This window comes from Psychrobacillus sp. NPDC096426 (assembly GCF_044762745.1).
GTDB lineage: Bacteria > Bacillota > Bacilli > Bacillales_A > Planococcaceae > Psychrobacillus.
The window spans coordinates 118097-139550 of the sequence record NZ_JBIWEX010000005.1 but is presented as its reverse complement, the minus strand read 5'-3'; the positions used below and the strand labels follow the sequence as shown (position 1 = coordinate 139550).

General features: G+C 39.5%; 21 protein-coding genes. 18 read left to right on the top strand and 3 right to left on the bottom strand.

Annotated features, from left to right (window positions below; all coding sequences use genetic code 11):
* The first annotated feature begins 4 nt into the window (after positions 1 to 4).
* The 5 genes from ACIQYS_RS06245 (at position 5) to ACIQYS_RS06225 (ending at position 7871) form a co-directional block, all read left to right on the top strand.
* Positions 5 to 1225: a glycosyltransferase family 4 protein gene (locus ACIQYS_RS06245; protein ID WP_402976259.1), complete on the top strand. Its 1221-nt coding sequence runs from the start codon at positions 5 to 7 to the stop codon at positions 1223 to 1225.
* 80 nt (positions 1226 to 1305) lie between these two features.
* On the top strand, positions 1306 to 2349 hold the full coding sequence (locus ACIQYS_RS06240) for an LCP family glycopolymer transferase (protein ID WP_402976257.1): 1044 nt from the start codon (positions 1306 to 1308) through the stop codon (positions 2347 to 2349).
* Between the two features lie 344 nt (positions 2350 to 2693).
* A complete protein-coding gene (locus ACIQYS_RS06235) occupies positions 2694 to 5594 on the top strand; it encodes an N-acetylmuramoyl-L-alanine amidase (RefSeq protein ID WP_402976255.1) in 2901 nt (966 codons plus the stop codon).
* An 18-nt stretch (positions 5595 to 5612) separates the two neighbouring features.
* Positions 5613 to 6335: an SH3 domain-containing protein gene (locus ACIQYS_RS06230; RefSeq protein ID WP_402976253.1), complete on the top strand. Its 723-nt coding sequence runs from the start codon at positions 5613 to 5615 to the stop codon at positions 6333 to 6335.
* Positions 6336 to 7871 (top strand): SpoIID/LytB domain-containing protein, encoded by a 1536-nt coding sequence (locus ACIQYS_RS06225; protein ID WP_402976251.1) that lies wholly within the window; start codon positions 6336 to 6338, stop codon positions 7869 to 7871.
* A 489-nt stretch (positions 7872 to 8360) separates the two neighbouring features.
* On the opposite strand, the gene ACIQYS_RS06220 is transcribed toward ACIQYS_RS06225, so the two are convergent.
* Both ACIQYS_RS06220 and ACIQYS_RS06215 read right to left on the bottom strand, forming a co-directional pair.
* Positions 8361 to 9509, bottom strand: coding sequence for a CAP domain-containing protein (locus ACIQYS_RS06220; RefSeq protein WP_402976249.1), 1149 nt, complete (start codon positions 9507 to 9509; stop codon positions 8361 to 8363).
* A gap of 28 nt (positions 9510 to 9537) precedes the next feature.
* Positions 9538 to 10173 (bottom strand): YigZ family protein, encoded by a 636-nt coding sequence (locus ACIQYS_RS06215; RefSeq protein ID WP_402976247.1) that lies wholly within the window; start codon positions 10171 to 10173, stop codon positions 9538 to 9540.
* 138 nt (positions 10174 to 10311) lie between these two features.
* On the opposite strand from ACIQYS_RS06215, the gene ACIQYS_RS06210 reads away from it, so the two are divergent.
* From ACIQYS_RS06210 to ACIQYS_RS06200, 3 genes are read left to right on the top strand one after another with little or no spacing between them, the layout of a single operon-like run.
* A complete protein-coding gene (locus tag ACIQYS_RS06210; protein ID WP_402976245.1) occupies positions 10312 to 11448 on the top strand; it encodes a sensor histidine kinase in 1137 nt (378 codons plus the stop codon).
* Positions 11449 to 11491: 43 nt separating this feature from the next.
* Complete coding sequence (locus tag ACIQYS_RS06205) at positions 11492 to 12166, top strand: response regulator (RefSeq protein ID WP_402976243.1); 675 nt, start codon at positions 11492 to 11494, stop codon at positions 12164 to 12166.
* 41 nt (positions 12167 to 12207) lie between these two features.
* Complete coding sequence (locus tag ACIQYS_RS06200; RefSeq protein WP_402976241.1) at positions 12208 to 12402, top strand: hypothetical protein; 195 nt, start codon at positions 12208 to 12210, stop codon at positions 12400 to 12402.
* A gap of 71 nt (positions 12403 to 12473) precedes the next feature.
* Here the strand turns inward: ACIQYS_RS06200 and ACIQYS_RS06195 are convergent, their stop codons facing one another.
* Positions 12474 to 13397, bottom strand: a complete 924-nt coding sequence (locus ACIQYS_RS06195; RefSeq protein WP_402976239.1) for a nuclease-related domain-containing protein — start codon at positions 13395 to 13397, stop codon at positions 12474 to 12476.
* Positions 13398 to 13529: 132 nt separating this feature from the next.
* On the opposite strand from ACIQYS_RS06195, the gene ACIQYS_RS06190 reads away from it, so the two are divergent.
* From ACIQYS_RS06190 to ACIQYS_RS06145, 10 genes are all read left to right on the top strand, one after another.
* Positions 13530 to 14108 (top strand): DUF4440 domain-containing protein, encoded by a 579-nt coding sequence (locus ACIQYS_RS06190; RefSeq protein ID WP_402976237.1) that lies wholly within the window; start codon positions 13530 to 13532, stop codon positions 14106 to 14108.
* Between the two features lie 104 nt (positions 14109 to 14212).
* Positions 14213 to 15058, top strand: coding sequence for a DegV family protein (locus tag ACIQYS_RS06185; protein WP_402976235.1), 846 nt, complete (start codon positions 14213 to 14215; stop codon positions 15056 to 15058).
* 287 nt (positions 15059 to 15345) lie between these two features.
* The gene (locus ACIQYS_RS06180; RefSeq protein WP_402976233.1) at positions 15346 to 16398 is read left to right on the top strand and encodes an ATP-dependent helicase ComFA; all 1053 of its coding nucleotides are present in this window, start codon (positions 15346 to 15348) and stop codon (positions 16396 to 16398) included.
* On the top strand, positions 16395 to 17018 hold the full coding sequence (locus tag ACIQYS_RS06175; RefSeq protein WP_402976231.1) for a ComF family protein: 624 nt from the start codon (positions 16395 to 16397) through the stop codon (positions 17016 to 17018). Before ACIQYS_RS06180 ends, ACIQYS_RS06175 begins: the two co-directional genes overlap by 4 nt.
* Positions 17019 to 17063: 45 nt before the next feature.
* Positions 17064 to 17474: a TIGR03826 family flagellar region protein gene (locus ACIQYS_RS06170; RefSeq protein ID WP_402976229.1), complete on the top strand. Its 411-nt coding sequence runs from the start codon at positions 17064 to 17066 to the stop codon at positions 17472 to 17474.
* Between the two features lie 160 nt (positions 17475 to 17634).
* On the top strand, positions 17635 to 17898 hold the full coding sequence (flgM, locus tag ACIQYS_RS06165; RefSeq protein WP_402976227.1) for a flagellar biosynthesis anti-sigma factor FlgM: 264 nt from the start codon (positions 17635 to 17637) through the stop codon (positions 17896 to 17898).
* Between the two features lie 14 nt (positions 17899 to 17912).
* Complete coding sequence (locus ACIQYS_RS06160; RefSeq protein ID WP_402976225.1) at positions 17913 to 18407, top strand: flagellar protein FlgN; 495 nt, start codon at positions 17913 to 17915, stop codon at positions 18405 to 18407.
* 12 nt (positions 18408 to 18419) lie between these two features.
* Positions 18420 to 19940: a flagellar hook-associated protein FlgK gene (gene flgK / locus ACIQYS_RS06155; RefSeq protein WP_402976223.1), complete on the top strand. Its 1521-nt coding sequence runs from the start codon at positions 18420 to 18422 to the stop codon at positions 19938 to 19940.
* 15 nt (positions 19941 to 19955) lie between these two features.
* Entirely contained in the window at positions 19956 to 20834 is an 879-nt protein-coding gene (gene flgL / locus ACIQYS_RS06150; protein WP_402976221.1) for a flagellar hook-associated protein FlgL, read from the top strand.
* Positions 20835 to 20889: 55 nt separating this feature from the next.
* Positions 20890 to 21444, top strand: a complete 555-nt coding sequence (locus tag ACIQYS_RS06145) for a DUF6470 family protein (protein WP_402976219.1) — start codon at positions 20890 to 20892, stop codon at positions 21442 to 21444.
* Positions 21445 to 21454: the final 10 nt, after the last annotated feature.

The window sequence follows — 21454 nt, the reverse complement described above, 5'->3', positions numbered from 1 at the left end:
TGCTATGCGTATTGTATATTTATGTCAACATTTCCCACCTGAAACAGGTGCTCCACAAATCCGTGTATATGAGGTTAGTAAAGAATTACTTGCCCAAGGGCATGATATTCAAGTAGTTACTGCTTTTCCTCATCATCCGCATGGGATTATTCCGGATGAGTATAAAGGGAAAAAATATGAATTTGAAAAATGGGACGGGATTCCTGTCCATCGTACTTGGATTTACCCTTCGAAAAAGGGAACTTTTTATAAACGTTTAGTTTCTTATTTTTCCTTCACATTCAGTTCATTTTACGGGCTAATGAAAACAGGAAAAGTAGACGTCATCATTGTAAACTCGCCCCCGATCTTTTTAGGTCTAACTGGATTACTCAGTGCCAAACTAAAAGGAGCGAAGTTTGTTTTTAATGTAGCAGATGTTTGGCCAGAGTCTGCAGTGAAGCTAGGACTCGTAAAAAATAAGTTTTTTATTAAGCTAGCGGAAATGTTAGAATCTTTTTTATACAAACATTCTTGGAAAATTGCTACTGCTACAGACGGTATTAAATCCTATATTATAAATCACTCCCAGCCAGAGGAAAAAGTGTTTGTTTTACCAAATGGTGTAAACACAAAGTTTTTTCAGCCAACAGAAAAAAACACGGAATATGTAGAAAAGTTCGGATTACAGGACAAATTTGTCTTTGCATATGGCGGTAACCTTGGCTATGCACAAGGATTAGAGTTCATTTTGCATGCGGCAAAAAAAATGCAGGAAATGGTTCCGCATGCATACTTTTTAATAGCGGGAGCAGGCCCAGAAGAAGAAAAACTTCGTCAATTAGCGATAGAATTAGGACTGCAAAATATTTCTTTTTTAGGACATTTACCTTTAAAGGAAATGCCAAAGCTATTTTCAGTAACGGATGTAAGCATTGTGCCATTACGTGATATTGCTTTATTTGAAGGGGCACGTCCATCAAAAATTTTCCCAGCAGCATCTTCAGGTGTCCCTGTTCTTTACTGTGGAAAAGGAGAAAGTGCCGAAATCGTGACGAAGAACAATATTGGACTAGTAGCGAAGCCGGAAAATATCGATTCTATTGCAGAAACCATGTTCCAATTTGTCGAAATGGATGAAGAAAATAGAGAAAAAATGAAACAAAGCGGAAGACAACTTGCTTTAAATGAGTATAGCTGGACTTCAATCGTAAAAGATCTTTTGCAAAACCTTACGAAGAAGTAATGGTCTTTTCCATATACATAGAACAAAATTTTATGTATAATTGGTGAGATTACATTTTAACAGTAAAGTAGGGAAGTATTATGACTACTTCACGTCAAAAGAAACGTAAAACAAAGACGAGAAGAAAAATTTTATATACAATACTTATCATTTCGATGGTGCTTTTCTCTGGAGTTGTTGTGTTTGCTACAAATCTATCTCTTCAGACAAAAAATGCAATTAATAAGATTTATGAACCATTGGAAAAAGACAAAGAATCAAAAGATGATTCAATTAGTAAATTGGATAACGCGAAAGCAGAAGACTCCGCATTTACTATTTTAATAGCAGGGATTGATAATCAAGAGAAAGCCAAATATGGTCGATCAGATGTATTAATCTTAGCGACGGTAAATCCGAAATTAGAAAAAATCTCGATGGTAAGTATTCCACGAGATTCGAGAGTGTATATCCCCGATTTAGGATACCAAGATAAAATTAATCACTCGTACGCTTTCGGCGGGATAAACTATACGATCAATACATTGGAAAAAATATTAGATATTCCAATCGATTATTATGTTTCAACTGACTTCCAAGGGTTTGAAGACATCGTAAATACAGTAGGCGGAGTAGATGTAGAAGTTCCATTTACGTTCAGTGCCCAACTAACAGGTAGTTTAAAGTGGAAGAAGTATACAGAAGGACCGATGTTCTTGAACGGGAACGAAGCACTTGCATACGTTCGAATGCGTAAAAAAGATCCTCAAGGGGACGCTGGACGTAATATCAGACAAAAGCAAGTAATCCAAGAGATTATTAGTAAGGCCACAAGCATTAATAATATTGGCAACATCGACGATATGATTAAAGACGTTGGCAATAACGTCAAAACGAATATTCCTGCTTCGGAGTATTTTGGATTGATCAAAACGTATCAGAACTTAAAATCATCACCAATCGAGCAACTTAAACTAGAAGGTTATGATACTACGATAAGAGGAATATCCTATTTTATTATAGATGATGACTCTCTCGAGGATATAAAGAGACAACTAAAACTCAATTTAGATAGTTTCGGTCAAAATGCGCAAAGCGAAATGCATAAAACGACCACTGTCCATGATTTAACAATAGGAAAGTAAAACGAACAGCCTGAAACGGGCTGTTCGTTTTTTTTGTATTAACGTGGAAGAGTATCTTGCGATAAGTGGACTATATTTTGCGATTCTTGTAGAATACCTTGCGATTTGCAGACTCTATCTTGCGCAAAACTTGTAATTTAATAGAAGGTTGCTGCCGGGGTCTTCGATCAATGTAATTTCCGCAGTGAGCGGTAGGATCCGAAAATCACCTAAGCAGATAAAACGACACAATTCTATTTTCTTTATTACAATTCTATGACATTGGATTTAATTACATTAGTTGGATTGTTTTATGAGGAAATCTGCATTAAAATGGAGAAAACACGCGTTTCAAGGAGGAACAAATGAAAAAAGTAATCGCATCATCTGTCTTAGCAACTTCTGTTCTTTTGCCACAACATCTTCTTGTGAATGATTCACCAATTGCATATGCCGCTTCGAATTCATCTCTAATTTTAGACGAAATTCAACAAATAGCAGATACAACCCAAAAAATAGGGGAATATGCTGCAAATATGAGAAGTGGAGCAACAACTTCTTATAAAGTAGTCGCTACAATTCCAGCTGGCACTTCAGTGAAAGTCCTAAGTGCATTTACAAATGCAGAAAAAGAAGTATGGTTTAACGTGGAATATATCGGTAAAAAAGGTTGGGTTACATCGGAACTATTTGAATTAAACACTACAGCTGGCCAAAGTGGAGTAGTTATCAGTGACTCAAAACCAATCGCCAACACTGCTGTGAAAGCGGCTTCCACCTCTTCTGGTATTTCTTACGAAGGAACGACGCAAAGAATAGGGGAAAATGCTGCAAATATGAGAAGTGGTGCAACAACTTCTTATAAAGTAGTTGCCACAATTCCAGCAGGCACTTCTTTGAAAGTATTAAGTGCATTTACAAATGCAGAAAAAGAAGTATGGTTTAACGTGGAATATAACGGTAAAAAAGGTTGGGTCACATCGGAATTATTTGAATTAAACTCTACAGTTGGCCAAAGTGGAGTAGTTATCAGTGACTCAAAACCAATCGCCAACACTGCTGTGAAAGCGGCTTCCACCTCTTCTGGTATTTCTTACGAGGGAACGAAGCAAAGAATAGGCAAAAATGCGGCAAATATGAGAAGTGGTGCAACAACTTCTTATAAAGTAGTTGCCACAATTCCAGCGGGCACTTCATTGAAAGTTCTAAGTGCTTTTACAAATGCACAAAATGAAGTGTGGTTTAACGTGGAATATAACGGTAAAAAAGGCTGGGTCACTTCTGAATTATTTGTATTAAACGCGACAGTTGGCGAAACAGCCACTTCCATGAAAGTAGTCCAACAAACAACTGTTCATAAAGGAGCAACAAAAAGTTATGCAGTCGTTTCTACAGTGAAACCTGGGACAACTCTAGTAATCCATCAAGAGTTTACGAACGCATTCAAGGAAAAATGGGTGCAAGTGACTTATGCAACTGGTAAAAAAGGCTGGATGCTGGCTTCTGCATTCGAAGAGTCATCGATTGCTGACAAAGTAGTAAGTAAAACATCTACTGTTCACTCTGGTGCTACGAAAGATTATAAAACAGTAGCAACTATTCAAGTTGGAACGAAACTATCAATCCATCAAGAGTTTACAAACGCTTTTAAAGAAAAGTGGTACCAAGTGAGCTATGCAGTAGGGAAAAAAGGGTGGATTCCTGCAGATGCATTTGAAACTGTTTCTACTGTACCCGAAAATCCAACTCCTGAAACACCTGCTACAAATGCGGATGTAGTAGCAGAAAATAATAGCTTGAAAGTTTCTGTACCTGTTGCAAATATGCGTTCAGGCCCAGGAATTAGTTTCGATGTAGTTACACAAAGCAGACAAAATGACCTGTTCGAATCGACTCAATATGCAGCGGACGAAAAATCGGAAAAATGGTATAAAGTGAACACAACAAGTGGGGATGCTTGGTTGCATCAATCAGTTGTGTCCATCGTAGATTCTGTTGAAGAAACACCAATTGTTACACCTGGTGCAGGTGAAAAAGGAACGATTAAACGAGCTAATGCTTTACTGTACGCAAACAGCAATTATAATTCCGCAGTTCTACAAGGTCTTGCTAAAAACACAAGCTTTACCGTTATAAACAAATTAGTCGCTACAGATGGTACTACTTGGCTACAAATTAATGCGGGTGGAAAAGAAGGCTGGATTCCAGACTTTGAAGTAAATGAAGATATCCCAACTAAATACGGGACGAAAACAGCCACTGTATACAATGGAGCAAGTGCAACTGCGAAAAAAGTAGATACAATTTATTTAAGTACTCCGGTACGAGTACTTCGTTCATTGAATGGCTGGTTAAATATTGAAACACAAAGTGAAAAACGTGGTTGGATTCAAGCATCTATGCTTTCAGACATTTCACCGATCCAATTAACGAACGGTCGAACGGAAGTAAGAAATGGGCAAAACTATTTAGTATGGTCTAAACCTTCTAAATTCGATATTACTTATTCGACACCTTCTGCGAACGTTTTACGCATATTTGGTAATCTATCAGATATAAACGAGATTAAATCATCCGTTACTGGCGTGAAAAGTATGAAAGTGGAAAAAGTATCTGGTGGTACTTCTGTTTTATTGATCACGTTCGACCCTAACTACACATATACAATTCGAGATTACGATAAAGAATTAACGATTAAAGTCGTCCAAAAAGGATTAGCAGGTAAGAAAATTATCCTGGATGCTGGCCATGGTGCAAAAGATCCTGGAGCGGTTGGACCAAAAGGAACGAGAGAAAAAGACGTTGTACTTGCAACTGCAAAAGCTTTAAAAGCGGAACTAGAAGCAGCTGGCGCGGAAGTGGTCCTAACGAGAAGTACGGATGTCTTCTTAGAGCTAAAACAACGCACAGATATTGCAAATAAATCGGATTACGACGCATTTATTAGTATTCATGCTGATGCACTTAACGCCTCTTCAAAAGGTACGACAACATATTATAATGCGACGGTTAACTTTAATGGTCCAAGAAGCTTGACGCTAGCGAAAAGCATTCAATCGGATCTAGTAAAAGCAATTGGGACGTATAATCGTGGAGTAAAAGAACAAGTCTTTTACGTGAATCGTATGAATGAACTTCCTTCTGTTCTCGTAGAACTTGCATTTATATCGAACCCAACAGAAGAAGCACAACTTGCTTCAGCCGCTTTCCAGAAAAAAGCAGCAGAAGGAATTAGAAAAGGATTAGAAAACTATTTCCAACAATAAGAGGGAGAAATGAATACGATGAAAAAGAAATTATTAGGAACTATTGGTGCAGTACTAGGTTTAAGTTTACTATTTACAATCACAGTACCTAGCGCTACAAAAGCAAATTCTAACCTTTTGCTTGCATCAGTTGAATGGGTACAAGCCCAACTAAATCCAATAAACACAAAAGTAGTAGCGTTAGAAAAACAAGTGGCAGAACAAGATGCGATGATTAAGCAATTACAAAAAGCAGTTGCAGAAGGTGGAACGGTTGTAACGCCACCATCAACAACTACACCGACGCCTACACCTACACCAGATCCTTCTACTGGTTTACCGACTACAGTGTATACAACTAGTAGCAATGTAAAAGTGCATAGTGGCGCAACTCGTGACTACAAAGTAGTAGCAACTTACGGAGCAGATAAAGGACTAGCAGTGATCGACCAACATAAATCGACTATTGGTATCTGGTACCGCGTAGAAGTTTCGACTACGGTGAAAGGGTGGGTATTCTCTGGTGATGTGACAACAACAAAACCGAGCAATGTCGTGCCTTCTGAAGTCGTAACAAAACAAGCAGTTAACGTGAGAAAAGGTGCTACTACGAACTACCAATCGATTGAATTAGTCGCAAAAGGAACTTCTTTAAAATATTTGGATACATTCAAAAATGCAAATGGTGAAATATGGTACAATGTCCAAACCGCTAAAGGAAACAAAGGTTGGGTGCTAAGTACGCTTACTGAGGTGAAATAATTGTTTAAACAAATAGTAACTGGTCTATCAGTAGTGGCACTTAGTTTAGCAGTTTCAAATACAGCATTTGCATACAAGCAAGAAAGCTATTCAAAGCAAGTCCAAGTAGAAGTTCACAACGCTTCTACTACATCTCTTAACTTAACAGGTGTCTATAAATTAGAGAACTTAACGACAAAAGAGATGTTTTTTGCATTACCAAATACTCCCGTTACTTTTTCGCAAGTTAACGGGGAAGTATCGATTTATCAAACGGGCGCCTCTATGTTCTCTGCCAACGGTTTTGCGTTACATGCATTAACTGGAAATGATAAGTTGGTAGTTTTCACATCGGATGTCGATGGAAAAAAAGGAGCAACAGCTGACTATGAAACCGTAAAATCGTATAAAGCTTTCCAAGGTGCAAACTTGGTGAATGAATTTACGAATGCAAACGGCGAAATATGGTACTCCATTACAGACGAACAAGGCGTATCTTCATGGGTGCCAGCAACACATGCAAAAGTAGCGGAAGTTTCAACAGGGCCACTAGGAAAAACACCAACTGGCACACAGTTTCGAGGAAGCTTTAATGTTATAAAATCTGGTGCTAGCGTTCAAATTGTCAATCGACTAGACTTGGAAAACTATTTAAAAGGAGTTATTCCAAACGAATCGTATGCTTCCTGGCATCAAGAAGCGCTAAAAGCACAGGCCGTTGCTGCAAGAAGCTATACTTTAAGTAAAGCAGGTATTTTAAGTAGTACAACAAAAGATCAAATGTACAAAGGCTACACATCCGAACAAAAAAGCACCAATTCAGCCGTTGATGCTACAAAAGATTTAGTTATTAGATCAAACGGCAAACTCGTACAAGCATATTACTTTGCTGCAAGTGGCGGCAAAACGGCGAATATTGGAGAAGTTTGGGACACTGCCCAAGTACCACAGTTTGTATCTGTAGATGATTCCATTGAAAAATCACCTTACGATAACTGGTCCGTTACGATTCCTAAAGCAAATATTCTAAAGAAATTCGGATTCAGTGCAACAGATGCTTTATTAGATATAAAGCTAACAAAAGGTGGTTCTAACGGAGAGGTCACTGCAGTAACAGCTGTTACATCTTCCGGAGAAAAAACGATTACGGGCAATGAAACTGTGATGAGAAACGTATTTTTAGATGCGAATAATGCATCGTTAAAATCTAGCTGGTATGATGTTAGTTTCACGAAGCCATCTGGTGGCATAACAGAACTTTCCGTACAGCAAGCAAATGGCACAACGGATATCTCCTCCTTAGCAGGTGCATCGGTGCAAACTGCAACAGGTGTGGAAACTATTCCAAATGGAAATATCAACATTCAAACAAATGAAGGAATCGTATCTTCAACTGGAACAACTAGCGGAATCGAGTCTGTTACAGTAAAAGGTAAAGGATTCGGTCACCGCATTGGCATGAGTCAATGGGGTGCAAAAGCCCGCGCCGACGCAGGCTGGACATACGACCGCATTCTAAAACACTATTACCAGGGTACGACGATAGAGAAATACTAATAAATATATCGTCAACCATAAAAAAGTAGAGTAAGAATCTCCATGATTCTCACTCTACTTTTTTTATGATTAAGGGAATTATATAAACTAGACATGTGATTAGGGTTAATGTGTCGTAAGGAAGTTGAATAAAGCGTCCGCTATGATTTTCGCTATAGGGGGGACGCTTTCCGAGGGGGGAGCCATGAACCTTCACCGACGCTACGCGTGCGCTGTGAAGTTTCATCTGTCTCACTTGATCCCGCTGGAGTTGCCGCCCTTCCGCTTCAATCAACGAAAATTGCTAGCTAATCACTTTTAAATATTACAGAATATGGTTGAACGAGACAAAATCCACTGCAAGCGCAACAAACTAGATTTCGAACACGACAAAGACTACCACGAGCGCGACAAAAAGTCCGCTCAACACGACAAACCGAAGATCCTATTTTTACGACGCATTATCTCTATAAAGCACATCCTATTTTTTGCGGAAACAAATTGCTTCGGTTAAGGCTTTATAAAGTTCTCTGTATAATACGGTATCGAACCATACGTCCACTTAGCGAAGAAAACTCCAACACCTACTTGTGTATACGCAGTACTTACAATATTCTTCCGGTGACCAAGCGAATTCATCAAAGCCTCATGGGCAAAATAAGCATTCGTATAGCCCGTCGCTATATTTTCCCCAGCATTTCGAAACGTCACTCCATCAATCGCAAGTCGATCAAACGGCGATTGCCCCTTCAAATTATCATGACTGAAATACTCATTCGTTCCCATATCCACACTATGCTTTCTAGCAACTGTCGCCACTTTGGAAGCATTTTGCAACACAGGTACTCCTTGAATCTTACGTTCTGCATTAATTAATTCAAATAATAATGTTTCATAACTTGCTTCTAAAGAAGTAGATTTCTTCGGGTATAAATTCGGGTTTTTATTCATTAATTGATAATCTACTAATAGAATGGCAGAAATTTTGTTGTCATTATGTACATCGATAAAAAAGTTTGCTTCATATTTTGGTAATTGGTACGTGATGATTTCGACTGGATATGTGTTGCCGGTCGTTTGATAATTTGTGCCTAGTCTATCTTCTAGTTCACTAATCGTATTCGATATCGATACACCGTTCACTCGGTATTGCTTATCTTTCGTATAAAGAGACGCAATTTTATTGTTTAAAAAACTGATTGCATAAAAATTTTGATAGTTTTGGTGATAAATAGATGTGGAAGTTCCAAATTCATTGTTCACCTTATTTTGTGCTGTCCCAAGCTTCGTTGCAACAGATGTGGACGCATCCCCAATCGTAAACGATGTTTTTGCGCAATTCAATTTTTCTTTCGAAGGTGTCTGATATAAAATTGATGCATCGTCCTTAATTACTAAGCCGCCGCCAAGATGATAATAGGTCGACTTATTTGCATAAACGCGATAATTTTCACCTGGATGAACCGTACGCGAAAATTCGAAAGTTCCGTGTACATTTTTGTAAATAGTTGTTGGTTTTTGAATGAGCACTCGCCCTATTTGACCTGACTTGAGCTCCACTCCGTCCCAGTAAACGGGAGTTGGACAGGCTGCTGAAGAAATCATAGGAGCTACACTTAAACTAAAAAGCATTAGGATTAATATGGATAACTTTTTCATTTCATCACCTCTTATGTAAAAGTATAATTCAATTCACATCAAATTCCAAAAATTCTTTTTCGACAACTTCCATTTTTGCTTGCCCATTTGTCAGTTCAGTCATCCAATCTGTGAATACCATCTCTTCATTTGCTTTTGTGTAAACGAAAAATTCGACGGAATCTGCATAATTTATTTCTTTCAGCGGATAGGTAGAATTTCGTACTTCATTTTCCACTTTGCCAAGCCATGTGTAATCGATTTGAACTTTCATCAAATGATGTAACTTTCGCTCTACTACTTTCGCTGCGTCAATCCCTTCAGTTGTTGCTTTTCCGTATGCGCGAATAAGTCCACCACCGCCAAGTTTAATACCTCCAAAATAACGTGTGACTACCACCACTGTATCTTTTATCCCTTGTTTTTTTAGCACTTCTAGCATAGGTACTCCAGCAGTTCCGCTAGGTTCACCGTCATCATTTGCCTTTTGAATGTTATCATGCTCCCCAATTATGTATGCCGAACAGTTATGAGTAGCATCTCTATGTAGTTGTTTGATATTATTAATAAAATCCTGAGCTTCCTGCTCGGTTTCGGCACGGTCAACAAATGTCAGAAAGCGTGACTTTTGAATGGTAATCTCGCTTTCCCCGTAGCCTTTGACTGTCTGGTAATCATTTCTCATAAAAAATTGCCTCCTGTATCATTTGAAATATACTTGTAAAGTAATTTTAATTTATTTTTAGTTATTAAGTGCTATAATAGAGTTTGTCAGCATTTATGAATGGAGACTCATTTGCATGCTTAAAGGAGAAAAAAACAGATGACGAAAAAGAATTTGAATACTCAATCGTTAGATGTTATTTTCGATCGAATGGTCGAAGTAATGGATCATTCAAAAAGGGATATATTCATTATAAGCGAACAAAGTCGACAAAGCTTCGAAGAAATGAAAGTTGAGTTAGAAAAAATTCGAAGCAACATCGAAATAGTCATTTTAGAAGGCGATACGCTCGAAGCGAACTCGAGATTAGCGCGTAACCGATTAGCTGAAGTCTCGAAAAACTTTGATTCGTATGATGAACCGCAAGTCCGTAGTGCTTACGAAACTGCAAACGAAATTCAAATAAACCTTCTCATTAAACGAAACGAAGAAAAGCAGTTAAGACAACGAAGAGATGAGTTAGAACGCAGATTACAAGGGCTTTTAGAAATGATTGAGCGTGCCGATCAGCTAGTTAACCAAGTAAATATTGTGATGAATTATTTAACGTCTGACTTAAAAGATGTCGGAGAAGCATTAGAAAACGCAAAGATTAAACAAGATTTCACATTAAAAATTATCGAAGCTCAAGAGGAAGAACGTAAAAGACTTTCTCGCGAGATACATGATGGTCCTGCACAAATGCTTGCCAATGTATTACTTAGAACAGATTTGATCAATCTTACATATGAGCAGCGTGGTGGAGACGAAGCAATGAAAGAAATTATCGAACTAAAGACTATGGTTCGCAATGCCCTTTCAGAAGTTCGTCGAATCATTTACGATCTTCGCCCGATGGCCCTCGATGATTTAGGACTAATTCCAACACTTCGAAAATATATATCAACGATAGAGGAATACAATCCAACGAAAAAAATTAATTTCCAAGCATTCGGAGAAGAACAACGAATGCAAACCAATTTCGAAGTAGCCATTTTCCGGTTAGTGCAAGAATGCTTAACAAACAGTATTAAGCACGGGAAATTTACGGAAGCATGGGTAAAAGTAGAGTGGTTGCAACAAAAGATGAATATTATCGTCAAAGATAATGGAGTCGGCTTTGATCCAAAAGTTGCAAAAGAAAAATCATTTGGTTTAATCGGCATGCAAGAACGAGTGGACTTGCTCGAAGGAACGATGAAAATCATTTCTTCCCCAGGCAAAGGCACAACCATTTTGTTTAGCATTCCAATATAAGAGGAATAATAACTATTGCGGTTTTATTTAGGAGGAAATAAATATGACAAAAATTATCATTATAGATGATCACCAATTATTCCGTGAAGGAGTAAAACGCATACTAGATTTCGAAGACACATTCGAAGTAGTAGCAGAAGGCAGCGACGGCAATGACGTACTACGTTTGTTCGAACAATACATCCCAGATGTAGTACTTATGGATATTAATATGCCAACCAAAAATGGTGTAGAAGCAACAGCTGAACTATTAGAAAAATATCCAGAAGCAAAAGTAATCATCCTGTCTATTCACGATGACGAATCATACGTATCCCATGCCCTAAAAACAGGCGCACTCGGATACATGCTAAAAGAAATGGATGCAAACGCAATCGTCTCCGCTATCAAAGTAGTAGCAAAAGGCGGCTCCTACCTACATCCAAAAGTAACACGCAACCTAGTGGCAGAATTCCGTCGCCTAAGCGAACGTGAAAACAAAGGCAACTTCCATCAAACCGAAATTCGCCGCCCATTCCACTTACTAACAAAGCGTGAATGCGAAGTGCTCCAATTACTAACTGATGGCCAAAGCAACCGCACCATCGGAGAAACATTATTCATCTCCGAAAAAACAGTCAAAAACCACGTATCCAGTATCTTACAAAAAATGAACGTCAACGACCGCACCCAAGCTGTAGTAACCGGCATTAAAAATGGCTGGGTGGAAGTTAGATAATAAATGGTGAATCCTCTTGCTCTTGGGCAAGAGGATTTTTTATGGTGAATAAGAGAGAAAGTAGCGAGCGTGAGTGTAAACGTTGTGCGTCGAAAGTTGCGCAAACGAGTGCGAATGTTGCGAGAAAGCAAGCAAACGTTGTGCATCCACCCTCAAACATTGCGCGTAGCAGAAACGTTGCGAGAACGAGTGCGAAAGTTGCGCAACGAGCGAGAATGTTGCGAGAAAGTAAGTAAATGTTGCGCGTCCGCCCTCAAACATTGCGCGTAACAAAAAAATGGCCACCCAATAATATCACTTCAAATTATTATTTCTTCCTCTGAATAAAATATCTCGCTCTACCCGATCCATGTGCATCCAAATCCATACTATTAAGCATACGAGATGCAGAGTATTTGGATTCAACCTTACAAAATCTACGAAACTCCTTACTAGTAATTTTTTTATCTATCAGCAAAAAATAGTCATTAACAGCTGAGATATGAGCATAGCGTTCACTTTTATTACACACCATACATTTCCAAGTCGTCGATATACGTTTCATCCCCAAAACTCCACAATGTGGACATTCGACACCGGAAATGATAGCTGTAGGAGAGATTTGATAATGTTCACACAATGGGGGATAGGTAAACGGGGTTTGCTCCGTTTGAAGTCGATGCTCAATCGTTTGCAATTGCTTGGAAGATAGTTGATGAGATTGATAATGGTTGTACATTTGAATTACTTTTTCATTCATCCCCTCCAACTTATAAAAAGGATAATGCGTAGGCTTTTGCCTGACTCTACACGACTTAGCTGTCAGAATAACAGCCCCGGTGATTTTGATTTTCGAGAAATCTTTTCCAAAATAATCTCTTAAAAACCGGATATGATTCATCAATTGAAAATAAGGATTCGGAAGCGTAATCTCCTCTCCATTTCTATTAACTTTATAAAATTCCTCCGTTTCTAAATTGACATATAAATCATCACTATAATTCTTTGACTCTAGTACGATGCAACAACGATCTGTCACAACTAAACAATCAATTTGGACCTTCCAATCCCCTATAGATAGGCTCACATTAGGAAAAACCTTCATAGGAGAACCTAAACACAGCTCTCCAAGCTTCTGAATAAGTCGATGTTCCCCTCGACTTCCGGCCTCTTTTTTCCTCACTTCTTCCACAATAAACTCCATCAAATGCTCATCTGACAATCTTTTCAATAAAGCAACATGACCTGTCAAAAACTCACCTCCAATCCCCAAAATCATACAACAAAAACACAGAACATTCCACCTAATCTGACATGAAACCAAATAATTGAGTTTTCGTCATAAGTATGACAAAATAACCACTAGCAGGAGGGAAATACACACATGAAAATCATACAAACACTAGCTATTGCAACGCTCGGAATACTTCTTGCAGCATGTGGTAGCAATGAAGATACAAACGAAAACACTGGATCCGTTAACGATATCGCACCAACAAACACCCAAAAAACAACCGACCACGGAGCAACCGACAAATCCGAAGTCGGCTTTGAAATGGCTGGAGGCAACATTGAAGAAGCAACCAATGTACCAGCAAAAGAAAAAGAAGCAATTCTCGCAGCCTTCGACGAATACATGGAAGCGTTCAATGACGAAGACATCAATCGCTACATGAACACCATTTCCAAAAATCCAGAAGGCTTCAACCATGACGATGAAAAAGTAGTAGTTGAGCAAACATTCAACGACTACGACACAATCCGAACAGCCGACAACACAACGATCATCAAATACGACAAAACACATGCGCAAGTGTTTGCAAACATCCATATCGCACTAGAACAACCAGACTCCGGTGCCAAACTCGATCGTGACGGCCGACAAGTAACCGTATTCGTCAAAGAAGACGGCAACTGGCTAGTCACAAGTGTCTACTTTATCGGAGACTCAGCAGCTGAATAAACTACACCCCGTGCATATATGACAAATATCATGTTCGGGGTATTTTTGTGCTTCCATTTCCTACCCCAATTCAGTAAAATTAACAGTAGGAGTGTGATTTTAACATGAAGACAGCAATCGTAACAGACAGCACCGCCTATATCCCAAAAGAACTTCGCGAAAAACTCGACATTCGCATGGTGCCACTTAGCGTTGTTATCGGAAACGACACTTACAAAGAAGAAATCGACATCAGTACAACTGAATTTTACGACAAAGTTCGAAACGAGCGAACGCTACCGAAAACGTCGCAACCTGCACTCGGCGATTTTGTCAGTACTTTCGAAGAACTATCCAAAAACTACGACGCAATCATTTCCATCCACCTATCGAGTGGCATTAGTGGAACACTCACAGGTGCCCAACAAGCAGGCCGAATCGTGGACAACATAAACGTATATACATTTGACTCAGAACTTTCCTGCATGGCACAAGGCTTTTATGTCCTCCGAGCTGCAGAAATGGCAAAAGATGGTGCACACCCAGACGCAATACTAAAAGAGCTAAACACCATGAAACAAACAATGCATGCCTACTTCATGGTTGACAACCTCGACCATCTGCACCGCGGCGGACGTCTAAACGGCATCGAACGCGTCATCGGCACTATGCTTCAAGTGAAGCCAGTCCTTCACTTCGAAAACAAAATTATCGTACCATTCGAAAAAGTTCGCACACGTAAAAAAGCGATGAAACGCATTGCAGACCTTCTCCAAGAAGACGCAAACAAACACGCCAAACTACAAGCGACGATCATTCACGCCAACCAAGAACAAGAAGCAATCGCATGGAAAAACGAGTTAGAAGCAAATCTGCCAAACGTTAAATTCACAATCAGCTATTTCGGTCCCGTTATCGGCACACACCTCGGCGAAGGCTCGATGGGTCTAGCTTGGGTAAAAACCAACTAAGGAGAATACCAATGGACAACCAATTGCAACAATTTCTCACTGGCCGCATCTGGCTTCGCGAACACACCCCATTCCCGCGCGAAGCCATCGACGCCCACATCAAAAGCGGCCACATTCACCTCAAACCCGGCATCCAAATAGACGAAAACCAACCCTTTTTTGGTCAATTAAAGAAGTACGTCTGCAACCGATGCCACAACTCAACCCAGCACTTATTTCACACATTTCACTGTGCACGTTGTAACAAAGACTGCACCTATTGCCGCCACTGCATTCGGATGGGGCGGGTGAGTAGTTGTTCCGAGTTGCTCCTTTGGAACAAAGAACATGCTCGCGGCGCGAACGCTCATGTGTTCACATGGAGCGGCCAACTAACACCTCTCCAACAAAAAGCAAGTGAAGAACTACTCACAAGTGTCGAACAAAACAAATCACATCTCCTTCATGCGGTTTGTGGAGCAGGCAAAACAGAGCTACTCTTTCCATCCATCTTCCAATGCCTAAAGCAAGGAAAACGAGTATGCGTAGCAGCGCCAAGAACGGACGTCATCCTAGAACTATTCCCACGGTTCCAAAAAGTATTTCCCAAAACAACTATTCATGCACTGTACGGCGGAGCACCAGACCAAGAAGGATTCGCTGAACTCATACTCGCAACAACCCATCAGCTATACCGATTTGAAAATGCATTCGACGTCGTCTTTGTCGACGAAGCAGACGCTTTTCCATATTACGCAGACGAAACACTCCAACGAGCGGTAAAAAAAGCAGCAAAACAAGACGCCGCCATTCACTACGTAACCGCAACACCAACAAAATCACTCCAAACAACAAACCAGTCAGTACTTTCCCGAAGATATCATGGGCACGACCTACCCGTTCCTAGATTCGACAGTCTATGTGGCTACGCAAGACAACTAAGAAAAGAGAAATTCCCAAACAAACTAAAGCAATGGATCGAAGAAAAAACAAAAAACAACATCCCATTCCTCGTATTCCTACCGACAATCGAAATGCTCGAAAACTTCCCAGGTGACATACCAAGGGTACATGCAGAACATCCTGAACGAAAAGAACTCGTCATGAAGCTCCGAGAAAAGAAAATACCAGGACTACTCACGACAACCATCCTAGAACGTGGCATCACAATCGAAAACGTCCATGTAGCAGTCGTTGGAGCGGAGCAAAAAATTTTCACATCAAGCGCGCTCATCCAAATAAGCGGACGCGTCGGACGCTCCGCAAATTATCCAAACGGTGACATCGTCTTTTTTCATCACGGAATCTCCCGTGAAATGGACAAAGCACAAGCCGCAATCGAAGGGTGGAATCGCATATGAACTGCTTACTATGCGGTACTACTTTCCAACCAGCCCCGACGTGGAGAAAGCTATTTCTATATGAAAAAGAGTCATCCACATGCAGCAGATGCTTTAATAAATTTACGAAATCAGATACAACGATCCAGTACGATGACTTTAAAGGTACTCGCTACGAGGGAGCAGTCGATGCCGTTACAGCACTTTATTCGTACAACGAAGCGATGAAGAGCTATTTGCATCAATTCAAGTTTTTGCAAGACGTAGCACTAGCCCAAGTATTTTCAGAAACCTTGCACGAAGCATTCGAGGGAAAAGAAGGCATCATCGTACCAATTCCAATGCACCCAGAAAAGCTAGTCCAAAGAACGTTTGCACAAGTCGACGAGCTACTAATTAGTGCAGACATTCCTTTTCAACATCTACTCACTAAAACAGCAACGACCGAACAAGGAAAGAAGACGCGAAAGGAACGACTAGAAGCGAGTCCACTCTTTGAAGTTACGACTAGAATAGAAGCACGGGACTATATTTTATTCGATGATATATATACAACTGGCACAACTATTCACCACGCCGCAAAGGTCCTAAAAGACGCAGGAGCGAGAAGGGTAGAAGCGATTACTTTAATAAAAGGATAATCTGCCGATATAAAAGAGGAGATAACTTGATTTGGAGGGGTCCTCATGGGAGAACTGAAAAATTGCCCATCTTGCGGTGAATTTTTTAACTATACAGGCATAAGAGACGTGTGCAATAACTGCGCCATGAACGAAGAAAAACTATACGAAACGGTGTATCGCTTCCTGCGTAAACGGGAAAACCGTGCCGCAACCGTCGAACGAATCGTCGAAGCAACGGGTGTAGAAGAATCACTGCTACACAAGTGGGTACGAAAAGGACGACTGCAACCAGCCATGTTCCCAAACCTTGGCTATCCATGTGACAATTGTGGTAAACTAACAACACAAGGAAAACTATGCAAAAACTGTACTCAAGAACTAAAATCCGGACTTCGCCAATTCGAAGCAGCCCAAGAATTCCGCGAAAAAGTGAACAACCATGATGGGACGTATCATAAAGACATTAATAAATAACACGAAAACTCTCACCGAAAGTGAGAGTTTTTATATTAAATAGTTAATAAGCCTTAGCTAATCAACCTAAAAACATTTCGTACAAAAGACTCTAAACACTTGCCGATTAAAACCGAAATAACATATAGACACTTTTTCGAACAAAGGGGGATACATCACGATGAAAATTACAAATATCGGGGTAAACCAAGTAAATCCATATAAACGCAACCAACAGCAAACGGAAAAAGCACAACACATGGCAAGACCATCGACCGATCAACTAGAGATCTCATCCGCAGCGAAAAGCATGCAAACCAAATCTCCAGTTGAGGTAAATCAAGCAGAGCGAGTTGCTGCCATCAAAGCGGAAATCGATGCGGGCACATACAAAGTAGATGCCAAAAAACTAGCATCGAACATCCTCAATTATTACCGTCTATAAAAGGAGCTTAAAACATGTCCATCGAAAAGATTTTGCAATCTCTCACGAAACTCGACATGCTACACAAAAGTTTACTAGAAATTGCATACAAAAAAACAGAAGCGATTAAAATTGACGACATGGACAGTCTAAACCAACTCCTCAAGGATGAGCAGGCGCACGTAGCAGGCATTTCTCAGCTAGAACAACAGCGTCAAACAGAGGTAACGGATTACCTTCGAGCAAAAGGAATTGCTCCTACTGACAATCCAACTGTTGCACTAGTCTTAGAAAATACCAACACAAACGAAGAAAAAGAGCAACTAGGAGCAGCACGCAACAAATTACTCCTAACATTAGAAACGCTCAAACACCAAAACGACCTAAACCAAAAGCTGACACTCCAATCGCTACAATTCGTCAACTTAACATTAGATACATTACGACCAAAGCCAGACCAAATAAACTACTCAAAATCCGAAGTACAAGCACCTTCAACAAACAAAAACTACTTCGATTCACAAGCATAAGGAGGCGAACCCATGGGCTCCACATTTATGGGACTAGAAGCAAGTAAACGCGGACTTACCACTCAACAATCCGCACTATATACAACAGGACATAATATATCAAACGCCAATACACTTGGTTACTCACGTCAACGCGTGAATATGGAAGCGACTCTTGGTTATCCAGGAACTGGCTTAAATGCACCGAAAGTTCCTGGTCACTTAGGGACTGGAGTACAAGCACAATCTGTTCAACGGATTCGTGATCAGTTCATTGACCGACAATATCGTCAAGAATCTAACAAACTAGGCTATTGGGAATCAAGATCACAGGCTATTACCCAAATGGAAGATATTATGGCCGAGCCATCTGAATTTGGTTTGAATGAATCATTAAATCAATTTTGGAAATCCTTACAAGATTTAAGTACTAACCCTGAAAACGCGGGTGCTCGTAAAGTAGTAGCTCAGCGAGGAATTGCTGTTGCAGAATCGTTTAACTATATTCATAAGCAACTTTCTGATATTCAAGGGAATATAAAAAATGAAATCTTAACATCCACAGTTGATATCAATTCTATTTTAAAACAAATCGCTTCAATGAATGAGCAAATTCAAGCTATTGAACCAAATGGTTATATGCCAAATGATTTATACGATGCTCGCGATAATTTATTAGACGAATTATCTACCTATTTTCCAATCGAGGTGACATATACTAAATCTGGAGGGAATGCCCTACCAATAGCAGAAGGTGCAGTGAATGTATCTATTAAACTAAATGGTAGATTAGTAGATTTGGTTAACGGAAAAGATGCCGCAAGTTTATCTGCAAATGGCATGACAAATAGTGAGAATTATGAACCGTTCACTAGCTTTACTGTAACAGGCAATGGAAATTTACCGAATGATGCAATTAATTATATTGAGTTAGAATCAAATAAAGGGAAAATATTATCACTAATAAATTCATATGGTTATGGTGCAGTTACACCTGAAACAGGGTTCTATCCAGAAATGTTAGCGAATTTAAATGACATGGCAGATGCTTTTGTAAAAGAATTTAATAGAGTACATGCATTAGGAAGCCCTCTTCCTGGTAGTGCTGATATTGCGGACTTTTTTGATACTTCGGCAACAGGAGCAAAAGGAATAAAAGTAAATCAAGCGATAATCAATGATCCAGGAACTATTGCAGCATCTACTGCAGTAGATGAAGAAGGAAATGGAGCTAACGCTTTAGCATTAGGGGATGTGAAATTCGCATCATTAACCATTGGTACTAGTAATGCAACAGTTCAAACCTTCTACCAATCAATTATCGGTCAACTTGGCGTGGACGGAGAACAAGCAAATCGTCTAGCTTATAATTCAACTACAATCAAGTTAACTGTAGAAAATAACCGCGCTTCTGTTAGCTCCGTTTCTTTAGACGAAGAAATGACTAACATGATTACTTTCCAGCAAGCATACAACGCTAATGCACGTATGATTACCGTAATCGACGAAACTTTAGATAAAATAATCAACGGCATGGGCCGAGTTGGACTATAATAGGAGGACTTACACATGCGCGTAACACAATCAATGCTTTCCACTAATATGCTTCGTAACTTATCCAATAGTTATAATAAAATGGGAACATTACAAGAACAAATAACTTCAGGAAAGAAAATAACTCGTCCATCGCAGGACCCTGTAGTTGCGATTAAAGGAATTGGGTATCGAACAGATTTAGGAAAAGTAGAACAATATCAAAGGAATCTTGGAGAAGTTCATAACTGGTTAGATAGCTCGGATGATGCACTTGATAAAGTAGGTATTGCACTTATTCGTGTGCAGGAGCTAGTTACTGATGCCGCAAATGATACAAAAACTCCAGAAGACCGTGAAAAAATTAAAGCAGAGATAACCCAAATAAAAGAGCAAATCCGTGATATGGCAAACACAAAAGTTGGGGAAAAGTATATTTTCTCAGGTACTAAAACACTTTCTCCATTATTTAATGGAACAACATTTGAAACAGCTACCGGAGTTAATGGAGATGTTAATATTGAAGTTTATGACGGTGTAGAGATTAAAGTAAATACAAATGGAAAGAAAATGTTTGAAGATATCGACGCTATGATGAACAGCATTGAAACCGCATTGGGTTCAACTACAACAACTGGAGACATTATTGGAGGATTTTTAACTACTATTAGTGATAACCAAAACGTGGTTTTAGGATCTCGTGCCGACATAGGAGCTCGCCAAAATCGTGTTGAGATGATGGAAAATAGATTAGGGGCACAAGAAGTTATTGTAACAAAACAACTCTCTAACAATGAAGATATCGATTTTGAAAAAGCAATTACTGAATTAATAACACAAGAATCCATTCATAGTGCGGCTCTCTCTGTGGGAGCACGTATTATACAACCATCATTAGTAGACTTTTTAAGATAGTAAAATGAAGCGTTTGAACAATCCGTTCAAACGCTTTCTTTAAAGGAAGATGACGATGCAAATACCACAAATTCGAATACAAACAACTAAAGCACAACTTGGCCTAAACATTCAAAAACCAAAACAACATATTGAACAACCTCAAGCTGATTTACAAATAAGCCAACCGGCTGCTGAACTTTCTATCCATACTACAAGTGGGCAGCTCCATATTGATTCATCTCAAGCAAGGCGGGACCTCGGATTAATAGGACCTTTAGAAGCCACTCGAAATTATGCTCAAAAAGGAAAGCAAGCTGCACTTGCAGGTATTGCTCGCCGTGCTAGAGAAGGAGAGCAACTAGCTAGTATTGAAAATGGTGGGAATGCTCTTCAAGCAATTGCTACTTCAAAAGCAACACCACATAAAAAACCACTAGGTATTAAATTCGTGCCTTCTATAAACTCTGTAAAAACTAGCTATATTCCAGCAAGTGTTGATATAAACGTTCAAACATACAGAGCTCAAATAGATGCAACAATAAATAAACCGATTCACAACTACACACAAGGAAAAGTAACAGGCTACATGTTACAATATCCATCGATAGAAATAGACGTTACAATTTAAAAGGAGCAGA

What these genes read in the sequence shown, in the direction of transcription:
- ACIQYS_RS06245 (WP_402976259.1), top strand. Translation starts at nt 5, where the DNA reads ATGCGTATTGTATATTTATGTCAACATTTCCCACCTGAAACAGGTGCT.
- ACIQYS_RS06240 (WP_402976257.1), top strand. Translation starts at nt 1,306, where the DNA reads ATGACTACTTCACGTCAAAAGAAACGTAAAACAAAGACGAGAAGAAAA.
- ACIQYS_RS06235 (WP_402976255.1), top strand. Translation starts at nt 2,694, where the DNA reads ATGAAAAAAGTAATCGCATCATCTGTCTTAGCAACTTCTGTTCTTTTG.
- ACIQYS_RS06230 (WP_402976253.1), top strand. Translation starts at nt 5,613, where the DNA reads ATGAAAAAGAAATTATTAGGAACTATTGGTGCAGTACTAGGTTTAAGT.
- ACIQYS_RS06220 (WP_402976249.1), bottom strand. Translation starts at nt 9,509, where the DNA reads ATGAAAAAGTTATCCATATTAATCCTAATGCTTTTTAGTTTAAGTGTA.
- ACIQYS_RS06215 (WP_402976247.1), bottom strand. Translation starts at nt 10,173, where the DNA reads ATGAGAAATGATTACCAGACAGTCAAAGGCTACGGGGAAAGCGAGATT.
- ACIQYS_RS06210 (WP_402976245.1), top strand. Translation starts at nt 10,312, where the DNA reads ATGACGAAAAAGAATTTGAATACTCAATCGTTAGATGTTATTTTCGAT.
- ACIQYS_RS06205 (WP_402976243.1), top strand. Translation starts at nt 11,492, where the DNA reads ATGACAAAAATTATCATTATAGATGATCACCAATTATTCCGTGAAGGA.
- ACIQYS_RS06200 (WP_402976241.1), top strand. Translation starts at nt 12,208, where the DNA reads ATGGTGAATAAGAGAGAAAGTAGCGAGCGTGAGTGTAAACGTTGTGCG.
- ACIQYS_RS06190 (WP_402976237.1), top strand. Translation starts at nt 13,530, where the DNA reads ATGAAAATCATACAAACACTAGCTATTGCAACGCTCGGAATACTTCTT.
- ACIQYS_RS06185 (WP_402976235.1), top strand. Translation starts at nt 14,213, where the DNA reads ATGAAGACAGCAATCGTAACAGACAGCACCGCCTATATCCCAAAAGAA.
- ACIQYS_RS06175 (WP_402976231.1), top strand. Translation starts at nt 16,395, where the DNA reads ATGAACTGCTTACTATGCGGTACTACTTTCCAACCAGCCCCGACGTGG.
- ACIQYS_RS06170 (WP_402976229.1), top strand. Translation starts at nt 17,064, where the DNA reads ATGGGAGAACTGAAAAATTGCCCATCTTGCGGTGAATTTTTTAACTAT.
- flgM (WP_402976227.1), top strand. Translation starts at nt 17,635, where the DNA reads ATGAAAATTACAAATATCGGGGTAAACCAAGTAAATCCATATAAACGC.
- ACIQYS_RS06160 (WP_402976225.1), top strand. Translation starts at nt 17,913, where the DNA reads ATGTCCATCGAAAAGATTTTGCAATCTCTCACGAAACTCGACATGCTA.
- flgK (WP_402976223.1), top strand. Translation starts at nt 18,420, where the DNA reads ATGGGCTCCACATTTATGGGACTAGAAGCAAGTAAACGCGGACTTACC.
- flgL (WP_402976221.1), top strand. Translation starts at nt 19,956, where the DNA reads ATGCGCGTAACACAATCAATGCTTTCCACTAATATGCTTCGTAACTTA.
- ACIQYS_RS06145 (WP_402976219.1), top strand. Translation starts at nt 20,890, where the DNA reads ATGCAAATACCACAAATTCGAATACAAACAACTAAAGCACAACTTGGC.